The following is a 3,602-nucleotide window of genomic DNA, read 5'->3' as shown; positions in this document are numbered from 1 at the left end:
CCGGATGGCTGCCCCGGGCCTGGGCAAACACGGCCAGCGCCACCGCGGCGGCCTCGGCGGCGTCGGGGCCGTGCCCCAGGCCGTCCGCCACCACCACGTCGGCGCGGTTGTCGTGCATGGCCACATTCCAGCCGTCGCCGCTGACCGTCTCGCCCGGCGCGGCCACGCATACGGCGCCCACATCGAAGCCGGCGCCGGCGCGGCGCGGCGCGCCGTTGGCATCGTGCTCGCGGTAGAAGCGGGCCAGGATCAGCGTGCCCTGGCCGGGGCGGGTGTAGACGTCGAAGTCATCGGCCAGCCGGCTGACCGCGCCCAGGCCCTGGCCGGCGCTGCCGCCGGTGGAATAGCCGTCGCGCAGGCAGGCCTGGAGGTCGGCCATGCCGGGGCCGTCATCGATCGAAATCAGCTCGATGGCGATGGCGTCGCCCAGCTGGCACGCGCCCACCAGCAGCCGGCCGCCCCGGGCGTGGCCGACGAGGTTGTTGCCCAGCTCGTTGACGGCCACGGCCAGCCGGCCGGACTGGATGGCGTCGAAGCCGTGCCGCCCGGCCAGTTCGGCGGCGGCGCGGCGGGCCTCGCCCACGCGGCTGCGGTCGCCCATCGGCACGGCGATGTGCGGGCCCAGGTTGTTACTTCCACCGAGTGATGCTGACACAGGTTCCCTCGCCAACTTTGGTATTGATGGCGAACTCGTTCACCAGTCGCTTGCTGCCCGACAGGCCCATGCCCAGCCCGCTGCCCGTGGTCCAGCCGTCGGTCAACGCCTGTTCCACGTCCGGAATGCCGGGGCCCTTGTCCTCGAAATGCAGCCGCAGGCCCTTGCGGATGCCCTCGGCCAGCATCTCCCAGCGCATCTCGCCGCCGCCGCCGTACACCACGGTGTTGCGGGCGAGCTCGCTGGCTGCCGTAATCATCTTAGTCTGCTCCACCAGCGAGAACTTCAGCTGGGTCGTCAGCGTGCGCACCATGGCGCGCGCGTGGACGATATCGCGCTCGTCCTTCAGCGGGGCGCTGCCCGTATCGGCCAGCGCGGTGGCCACGGCAGGGATGGCCATGTCAGGCTCCCCGCGCGGCGGCGTCGAGCATCTGCATGCCGCGCTCCACGCTCAGGGCCGTCTTCACGCCGCCCAGCGAGAGCCCCAGCTCCACCAGCGTGATGGCCACGGCCGGGCGGATGCCCGCCACCACCGTGGTCGCGCCCAGGATGCGGCTGATGTCCGAGATGCTCACCAGCATGCGGCCGATGAACGAGTCCACCATCTCCAGCGCCGAGACATCGATCAGCACGCCGTGCGCGCCGGTCTGGTCGATGGAAGAGGCAATGTCTTCCTGCAACATCAATGCGGTCTGGTCCTGCATGTCGATCTGGATCGTGACCAGCAGGTTCTTGCCCATCCGCAGGATTGGAATCCGTTCCATGGCGCCTCCGGGTTCAGACGGCGCGGGTGACGGTGTGGCCGGTCATGCGCATGGCCGTGGCCAGCGCGTCCGCCAGCGTGGACTTGGTGATGATGCCCTGCAGGTCGATGCCAAGATGAACGATGGTCTGCGCAATCTGCGGCCGGATGCCGCTGATGATGCTTTCCGCGCCCATCAGGCGGATGGCCGTGACGGTCTTCATCAGGTGCTGCGCCACGAGGGTGTCCACGGTGGGCACGCCGGTGATGTCGATGATGGCCAGCTCGGCGCCGGTATTCACCAGGCGCTCCAGCAGCGTTTCCATGACGATCTGCGCGCGGCTGCTGTCCAGCGTGCCGATTACCGGCACCGCCAGCACGCCGTCCCACAGCTTGATCACGGGCGTGGACAGTTCCAGCAGCTCGTGCTGCTGGCGCACGATGATTTCCTCGCGCGTCTTCTGGTAGGTGGAGACCGTCCACTGCGCCATGCGGTCCACGATGGAGGAGGCCGCCCAGACCACCGCGATCTGGCCGTCCACGTCGCCGTGATGGCGCTGCAGGCCATCGAACAGCGGGCGCTTGAGCGCCAGCACGAAGCCGCTGGTCATGTCGGCGGTTTCGCCCTGTGCCGCGCGCGCGGAGGACAGGCGCGCCAGCGTGTCCCGCAGGGCGTTCCAGGCGCTGATGTCGAAGCTGCCGGTGTCGGCATCCGCGGTCAGCCCGGTCTCGAGCGCCTTGAGAATCGCCCGCTGCTCGGTCTCAAGGTTCTGGCTCAGGCCGCGGCCGCCCGTGTAGACGTGGTACTCGGCGGTCCAGCCGCGCAAGATGGTGTCCTGGTCCTCGCGCAGGAGGTCCGCTAGTCGCTGATTTTCTGGGCGCATGAAGGTGTGGAAGATGGGAGGGATCGGGCTATGGACGCCCCGAGGCTGACCGCGCCCCAAGGCAGGACGTTGAGTCGATTCTAGGAGAGATTCATAGCCCACACTATCGGCGCCCGGCTGATTGACGCCGTATGGGAAATCGGCATTCCGCTCATCAAGTGCTTTATAGATAACGTTGTGAGAATGCGCCGACAGCCGAACGGGACACCCCACGCTGGCCGCCGCCACACCGGGCCGACTACGCTGGATAAGGATCGTCAGGTCGGGAGGATTACCGTGGATTGGCTCGATGCGCTGCAATGGCCCGCGATGGCGGTAACGGTGGCCGCCACCTGGCTGGTGGGCAGCCGCGCGGCGGGCCGGCGCAAGGTAGGCTTCTGGGTCTTCCTGATTAGCAACGCGATGTGGGTGGGCTGGGGCTTCCATACCGGCGCCTGGGCGCTGGTGGTGCTCCAGTTCGCGCTGGCCGCGCTGAACGTGCGCGGCATGGCGGAGGCGCGCAAGGCGCGGCGCGCGGGGCCGTCCGCTACCTGAACGCCACCGGAACGCTGCCTGCCGTATTTATATATAGAGAAGGATGCCGATGGCCGACCTGATCGTCGCGCGGCCGGAAGGGCTGTACTGCCCGCCCGGCGACTTCTATATCGATCCATGGCGCCCCGTGGCCCGCGCCGTCATCACCCACGCCCATTCAGACCACGCGCGCTTTGGCCACGGCAGCTACCTCTGCGCCGCCCCGGGGCGCGGCGTGCTGCTGGCACGGCTGCCGGGCATCGCGCTGGAGACGCTGCCCTACGGCGCAGCCATCACGCATCACGGGGTGCGGCTGAGCCTGCATCCGGCCGGGCACGTGCTGGGCTCCGCCCAGGTGCGGCTGGAGCATGGCGGGCAGGTCTGGGTGGCATCCGGCGACTACAAGGTTGAGGCGGACGGCACCTGCGACCCGTTCGAGCCCGTGCGCTGCGACACCTTCATCACCGAAAGCACCTTCGGACTGCCGATCTACCGCTGGCCGACGCAGGCCGCGCTGATGGCCGAGATCTTCGGCTGGTGGCAGGCCAATGCGGCGGCGGGGCGGGCGAGCGTGCTGTACTGCTACGCCTTCGGCAAGGCACAGCGCATCCTGCACGGGTTGATGCGCCATGCGGGCGCGGACGCGGCCCTGCCGGGGCCCATCGTCGTGCATGGGGCAATGACCGCGTTGAATAGCGCCTATGCCGAGGCCGGCGTGGCGCTGCCGCCCACCCTGACCACGGCGGACCTTCCGGCGCGCAGCCCGGCGCTGCGCCGCGCGCTGGTGGTGGCGCCGCCGTCCGCGCAG

At 69.3% G+C, this 3,602-nt stretch carries 6 protein-coding genes; 2 read left to right on the top strand and 4 right to left on the bottom strand.

Annotated elements, in window-relative coordinates; genetic code table 11:
• The 4 genes from KHO18_RS27980 to KHO18_RS27965 all read right to left on the bottom strand — a co-directional run.
• The coding region (locus tag KHO18_RS27980) for an ATP-binding protein (RefSeq protein ID WP_211944295.1) at positions 1-655 on the bottom strand (655 nt) is incomplete at its 3' end.
• The gene (locus tag KHO18_RS27975) at positions 630-1,055 is read right to left on the bottom strand and encodes an anti-sigma regulatory factor (protein WP_187645152.1); all 426 of its coding nucleotides are present in this window, start codon (positions 1,053-1,055) and stop codon (positions 630-632) included. The genes KHO18_RS27980 and KHO18_RS27975, both read right to left, overlap by 26 nt.
• A 1-nt stretch (position 1,056) precedes the next feature.
• Positions 1,057-1,419 carry an STAS domain-containing protein gene (locus KHO18_RS27970; protein ID WP_211944294.1) on the bottom strand — a complete coding sequence of 121 codons (363 nt, stop codon included), beginning with the start codon at positions 1,417-1,419 and terminating at the stop codon, positions 1,057-1,059.
• A 13-nt stretch (positions 1,420-1,432) separates the two neighbouring features.
• A complete protein-coding gene (locus KHO18_RS27965; RefSeq protein ID WP_211944293.1) occupies positions 1,433-2,281 on the bottom strand; it encodes an STAS domain-containing protein in 849 nt (282 codons plus the stop codon).
• Between the two features lie 276 nt (positions 2,282-2,557).
• On the opposite strand from KHO18_RS27965, the gene KHO18_RS27960 reads away from it, so the two are divergent.
• Both KHO18_RS27960 and KHO18_RS27955 read left to right on the top strand, forming a co-directional pair.
• Positions 2,558-2,815, top strand: a complete 258-nt coding sequence (locus tag KHO18_RS27960) for a hypothetical protein (protein ID WP_144195438.1) — start codon at positions 2,558-2,560, stop codon at positions 2,813-2,815.
• Between the two features lie 43 nt (positions 2,816-2,858).
• The coding region (locus tag KHO18_RS27955; protein ID WP_409365111.1) for a DNA ligase-associated DEXH box helicase at positions 2,859-3,602 on the top strand (744 nt) is incomplete at its 3' end.

This window comes from Cupriavidus campinensis (genome assembly GCF_905397395.1).
Taxonomy (GTDB): domain Bacteria; phylum Pseudomonadota; class Gammaproteobacteria; order Burkholderiales; family Burkholderiaceae; genus Cupriavidus; species Cupriavidus campinensis.
This window is presented reverse-complemented; position numbering and strand designations above follow the sequence as displayed.

Excerpts from the sequence above, each read along its gene's own strand:
- KHO18_RS27975 (WP_187645152.1), bottom strand. The coding sequence starts at position 1,055 with ATGGCCATCCCTGCCGTGGCCACCGCGCTGGCCGATACGGGCAGCGCC.
- KHO18_RS27970 (WP_211944294.1), bottom strand. The coding sequence starts at position 1,419 with ATGGAACGGATTCCAATCCTGCGGATGGGCAAGAACCTGCTGGTCACG.
- KHO18_RS27965 (WP_211944293.1), bottom strand. The coding sequence starts at position 2,281 with ATGCGCCCAGAAAATCAGCGACTAGCGGACCTCCTGCGCGAGGACCAG.